Source organism: Pseudomonadota bacterium (assembly GCA_030860485.1).
GTDB lineage: Bacteria > Pseudomonadota > Gammaproteobacteria > JACCXJ01 > JACCXJ01 > JACCXJ01.
On the sequence record JALZID010000308.1, the window covers coordinates 1 to 5,439 of the forward strand.

General features: G+C 62.7%; 6 protein-coding genes and 1 pseudogene. 5 read left to right on the plus strand and 2 right to left on the minus strand.

All coding sequences use genetic code 11. From position 1 onward, the window contains the following. A pseudogene (locus tag M3461_19335) lies at positions 1 to 140 on the plus strand (calcium-binding protein). 701 nt (positions 141 to 841) lie between these two features. On the opposite strand, the gene M3461_19340 reads toward M3461_19335, so the two are convergent. After that, positions 842 to 1,018 (minus strand): hypothetical protein, encoded by a 177-nt coding sequence (locus M3461_19340; GenBank protein ID MDQ3776351.1) that lies wholly within the window; start codon positions 1,016 to 1,018, stop codon positions 842 to 844. A gap of 455 nt (positions 1,019 to 1,473) precedes the next feature. Beyond that, complete coding sequence (locus tag M3461_19345) at positions 1,474 to 1,623, minus strand: hypothetical protein (protein ID MDQ3776352.1); 150 nt, start codon at positions 1,621 to 1,623, stop codon at positions 1,474 to 1,476. Positions 1,624 to 2,505: 882 nt separating this feature from the next. Here M3461_19345 and M3461_19350 point away from each other — a divergent pair. From M3461_19350 to M3461_19365, 4 genes are all read left to right on the plus strand, one after another. Continuing rightward, positions 2,506 to 3,378: a conjugal transfer protein TraC gene (locus M3461_19350; protein ID MDQ3776353.1), complete on the plus strand. Its 873-nt coding sequence runs from the start codon at positions 2,506 to 2,508 to the stop codon at positions 3,376 to 3,378. A gap of 31 nt (positions 3,379 to 3,409) precedes the next feature. Beyond that, a complete protein-coding gene (locus M3461_19355) occupies positions 3,410 to 3,739 on the plus strand; it encodes a hypothetical protein (protein ID MDQ3776354.1) in 330 nt (109 codons plus the stop codon). 82 nt (positions 3,740 to 3,821) lie between these two features. Continuing rightward, the gene (locus M3461_19360; GenBank protein ID MDQ3776355.1) at positions 3,822 to 4,127 is read left to right on the plus strand and encodes a hypothetical protein; all 306 of its coding nucleotides are present in this window, start codon (positions 3,822 to 3,824) and stop codon (positions 4,125 to 4,127) included. A 674-nt stretch (positions 4,128 to 4,801) separates the two neighbouring features. Then, positions 4,802 to 5,335 (plus strand): hypothetical protein, encoded by a 534-nt coding sequence (locus tag M3461_19365; protein MDQ3776356.1) that lies wholly within the window; start codon positions 4,802 to 4,804, stop codon positions 5,333 to 5,335. The last annotated feature ends 104 nt before the right edge of the window (positions 5,336 to 5,439 follow it).

The following is a 5,439-nucleotide window of genomic DNA, read 5'->3' on the forward strand; positions in this document are numbered from 1 at the left end:
GGGATGTGATCGTCGGTCTGCAAGGCAACGACACCATCAAAGGGCTAGGGGGTAATGACCTGATTTGTGGAGGTAGCGGAAAGGATATGTTGGTCGGCGGTCGGGGAAGGGATCGGCTCGACGGAGGGCGGGGCGAAGATACCTGTAAAGGCGGTGGTAAGGCCGATACCGCTCGCAGGTGCGAAAAGAAGCGCCGGCTTAAGCCTCCTTTTCCCATTGCGGTGCCGCCGCTGTGGTGAGCCGATGCGGACTGATCGCTTTCGTCACCGACAGCGGGATCGGCCCATCCGTACCCTTCCACTGTGAGCGGCCACCGCTCCCGTCAGACTTGCGGTTTTTTTGTGTCCTCCTGCCGGGTGCGTGGCTAATACAAGACCCCTTCGGGGGAAATACGTCACGCCGTCTCACAGCGGTTCTTAGGCACCCGGCGCCCATCACTGGATGCGCGTCAATCCTTGGCACCACTAGGACTACAAGCAACCTTACCGAGAATACCCATAGCTTCGACGGCTTTAGACCATCGGCTCTTGTCGGTGCTGTCGCGACTGCAATGTGTCGTAGAAAACTTCGGCGACTTCACCGGGATGCAGAACGAACTCGACCCCGCCGCCTTCGTCTTGGCAGAGACGACCGAGGATGTGGTCCAGCCGAGGATCTCGAAGCTTGGCACAGGGACCACGAGCACACCCCGAAGCCCACGAAGGCGGTGCAATCATGAGTAACCCAACCGCCATCCGTCCAGACAAAACCAAACCCGATGAATTCGGACCGCTGATATATCGGTTCCAGTCGGCGATCCGACGGCTGAAGCGCGTTGAGCGCTTGCCCCTGGCCGAAGGCTTCAAGGCGGCGTACCGTTCCCTGCGTCCAAGACGGCACGATGGATGACCGTGAATGCCTCGGCGATCTGCTGGATGCACTCTTTCGTAGGCCCGCCCGGGGCGATCGCCTTGGCCTCTAATGCCGCGATCAGGATGTCCGCGGCGATGCGGGCAGTTGTATCGGTGCCGATTTCCATGATTCCTCCTCTGTATGTTGTTCATAGGGGGGCTACAGGAGCTTGATGAGCAGTTAGCATTGGGTCACGGTGGGTTGCTTGTCGTCCTCGGCTGATAGTGTTGCTAGCTGAATCCTGCCTCCGACCCCCCTGGGGTTGGAGTTCGCCTTGACCTTCCGACAAGGCAGGATCGATAGGGACAACGGTCGCTGCGCTATTGTCTAGCGGATGGACCTCCACGTAGGCGCACGGCCAAGGCAGGAAAAAAACGCCAGCCTCCGGCGACGAAGCGTAAAGGCCCCCCTCCTTCGCAACGGCGTCGATGACCGCTTGATAGTCCCCGTCGTCTGCCGTAACGCTCACCGCGATCGTCTTTGGGCTCCCCTGGTCGTCCTCGGAAGTCGCGCTGCGGAACGTCACCCTACACGGCCGACCGGGCGGGAGCGGGGGCTTCGGCAAGGGCAAGTAGTGGACGGTCATCGCATCCACTCGACGATCGAGCGCAGGACGTAGAGCCCTACCACCCCGCCAGTGACGATCCACTTGATCCAGGCGATGTCGGCCTCCAGTTCAGCCTTGAGCTCGGCGATGTCCGCCCTGGTGGCGAGGTCCTGGCCTGGGGTCATAGGAGCTTGCCGCCAGTCATGGCGATGAGGGACCCATGCGGAGCGCCGATGCGGTTGCGGGCGCGTCATCATGGCCTGGGAGCACGAGCAAGAGATCACGTGTGCCCGGCACTGAGTAGTGCACTCGTATCTTTTCGTAGAGGGCCCGAGGGCCTGTCATGGTCCGGTACCGTCGCCTGTGCGGGAAAGCGGTTGGGTAATCCTGGACCGGTTCCTCTGTAACTCATTGTTTTCCTTGGTGTCGGCGAGAGGAATCGAACCTCCGACCTGCTGATTACGAATGATCCGCAGTGCCGTTTCATCGCGGTTCACATCGTTTCATACTGTTCATGTTTATAACGACATTACAGTAAGTTACTGCTAATGTGATGTTCATGGTGTTGCACCGCATTTCACGCATTGCCACGTGCGAAAGTCTACCCAAAGTCTACCCCAGGACCCGACTCGGGACTAGAAGGGCGAACGCCGCCCCGGACCTCCGATGACGGGGCTCATCCCGAGCTCGCCGCCAACACGAAGCACACGACGAGATCGAAGGCCCGCTTCCCGGTGCTCCCCAATCCCCAGCTCATCGTATACGTCTATCCCCATCTCGGAGAGGACGGCGCAGCGGTGCCGGGCTATGCCACGGCCTTCCCACCTGGTCCCGGATCCGGAAGCTCTACGACGCGCCCGAATCCTTCACGGACCTTCTACTTTGGGTGGAGTACCTGCCCGAGCACTAGGCCTTCGCGCTGGCCGACGGCAGGAGCGTGGGCGCCTTCTTCGAGATCCGGCCCGCCGCGACCGACGGCCAGAGTACGGAGTACCTCGGTAGCCTCTGCGCGCGGCTCCAGGACCTCATGACCCGACGCGGTTCTCGAAGAAGACCTCGACCCCTGGGTGCTCCAGCTTTCCGTCCGGGACGATCCGAGCCTGGAGGCGGTCCTTTGCGGGATCCGGGACGAGACCGATCTGGCGCTCCTCGGATCTCCCTTCACGGCCCAGTACCTCGAGACCCTCAAAGCGCACCTCGCGCGCGTCGGCTCGCCCGCGGGCCTCTTCGAGGACCGGGTGACGGGCGGGCGCTGGCGTGGGCGCCGCCGACGCGTGCGGGCGGTGGTCTACCGGCGGATGCGGCACCCGAGGGAGGCATCCTTGCCGCTCGCCGAGTTGAACGATGTCTGCGTGTGGATCATGACCGCCCTCTCGGCCGCCGGTGTCACGGCGCGCCGCGGGGATGGGCGCATGCTCTACGAGTGGCTCGTGCCCTGGTTCAACCCGAGACCGTCGCTCGGGGACGGAGACCCTTACCGGCTCCTCGATCGCATGCCCTATCCCGGCGACGAGGATCTGCCCTTCGGGAGGGACCTCGCCGATGCGCTCCTCTTGAGCCCGCCGCGCTCGGACGGGAAGAGTGGGGTGTGGTGGTTCGATGGCATGCCGCAGCGGTGCGTCACCGTCCAGGGCCTGCGGAGGACCCCGGAGCCTGGCCACTACACCGCCGAGCGGGCCTTAGGCGATCAGGCCTTCGCACCCTTCGATCAGATGCCGGAGGGCACGGTGCTCACCCTCGTCATCGTGTTCCGGCCACAGTACCAGGTCTTGAACCACATCGCGCGGATCGTGCGCGCGGCCATCGGTGAGGGCGCGGAGTCGCTCATCGCGCGCGAGACCGGCGAGGCGGCGCAACGGGCGATCGCCGAGGGCGACAAGGTCTACCCCCTGGTGCAGGCCTTCTACTCTATCTCAGGGCCCCGGACCTCGCGAGCCTGAGCAGCGGGTCCACGGGCTCCATACGCTGCTCGTGACCCACGGCATCCAGCCGATCGCGGGCGCCCACGATCTCATCGCCCTCGACGCCTACATCAAGCACCTGCCCATGAACTACGAGCCCCACCTCGACCGCATCCGGAGGCGCGGCCGGCTGACCTTCGCGAGCCATATCGCGAGCCTCCTGCCGCTCTACGGGCGCTCCACCGGGACCGGGCGGGCCGGGCATGGGCGTTCTTCAATCGGAACGGCATCAACGGGATGTGCGGGCCACGAGGCGCATCTCATCACCATCCACCCGCTGCTCGCGCCGTACACCACCAAGGCCATCAGGCTCTGGGGCAAGTACGGGGCCTGGTACTAGGCCATCACCCACTCGCTCGGGGACTTCCCCGAGTCCGCAAGGCGCATGCTTAACATGATGGAGTGGTTGGCTTTGCCTCGCCATGGAGAGCGATGAGGCCGAGCAGGTCGCGAGCTTCCGGGAGCTCAGTCCCGGCCAGCGCGCGATGCTGCTCTCCGCCCGCAAGGAGCCGGGCAAATACACCGAGGGCGCGGTCCTCTTCCAGGCGCTCGTCCGCATGGTCCCGCCACCGCCCAGCCTCGCCCTCGCGATGACCGAGCCCGAGGTGGTACGCAATGGTGTCTATTCGCACCACCGGGCGGGCGCCGGTATTCCACGCCGCGCGCTCCGAGCGCTGGAGAGCTGCAGGCCTTACTCCTTCGTGTTAGAACTAGAAGCGCTCTCATGAAGTTCTTGCAAGGTCCTCATTCAAGAGCGGGGATGTCCTACCTTGCCAACACCGAATCCGGGTCTCGCGCTCGGGCCCCGGGCGGGCCAGAAAGTGCTGAGCTTGCAAACCGTCCCTACACGGGAGGCGTACTTACCCCGGGGTGCTGTGTCAGCGAGCACGGCTTTAGCTTCCATGCCGAGGTGTACTGTGCCGCCCATCAGAGGAAGAGACTCAAAAGCCAGGGCCAGGGATTGGCCCTGCTGGACGCACCGACGAGGCAACACTGTACCGATACATCACCCGTCGTGCCATCGCCAATGAACGGATTGCACTCAATCGGGCCGGGCAGGTGGTGCTCACACTAAAGCCCCCTATCGAGATGGCACGACGCACCTCGTGATATCAGCGCTTGAATTCATGCAGTGACTCGCGCTGGTTCCCCGTCCGCGGTTGCATTGCCGAGACGCCAAAAGCCTCCGAATTTGGCGTCTCGGGCTGATGCACGGCGCGAAAAGTCCCCGATCTTCAGCCGAACACTCGCATGTTTGACAGCCCACGCGCCCAGTAGTACTGTGCCTCTTGATGAAAGAGGGCGTTTATTTTACGCACGGTTAGAAATTCGTATCATCTCCTTCACGCCGGGCCGGGGTGTGCAGGGGTCGTGGCGCATCGAAGCAACGCTCATGGGACCTATGGATAGCGCACTGTTCGACGGCAGGATGTTGAGCCAGGACAAGATCAGCATCGCCGTGACGACCTACGGCACGCAAAGTTACTACACCAATGGCTGCCTCGAAGCCATCCGGGAATGGAAGAACGGCCGGCACGAATTGCTGGTCGCGTGCCACGATGCAAGCCTGCTGCTCGAGTACTACCTCAAGGCATGCGCAAAGGACGAGTTGATCGACCGGTTGATCTTCACGCCCTCGGGCTACGGGCATACCAAGGGTGTCAACCGCTGCTTTGCCGAGGCGCGCGGCAACCTGTTGTTCAGCGTGGCCAACGATATCGAGCTCGGACCCGCGATTGTCGACGATTGTGTCCACAAGCTGGAGACCGATACGCAACTGGGGCTCATCGGTTGGCACTGGTACAACGACGGCACCTTCTGGGATGGCGACCGCATCGTTCGCTACCAGCTGGGCGACGAAACCCTCCAGTTGCATAAACTTCCACGCGGATCGTCAGGAAAGGGCGTAGAATACAGGGTTGCAGCGAGTTTGTAGCGTTGCGCTGGACATCACCAGCGGTGATGTCCAGCCTTTAAGTAAAATAACTGGTCTCATGATCAGAAAGACTAGGAAGCGGTCTGCACTTCGCGCTATAATGT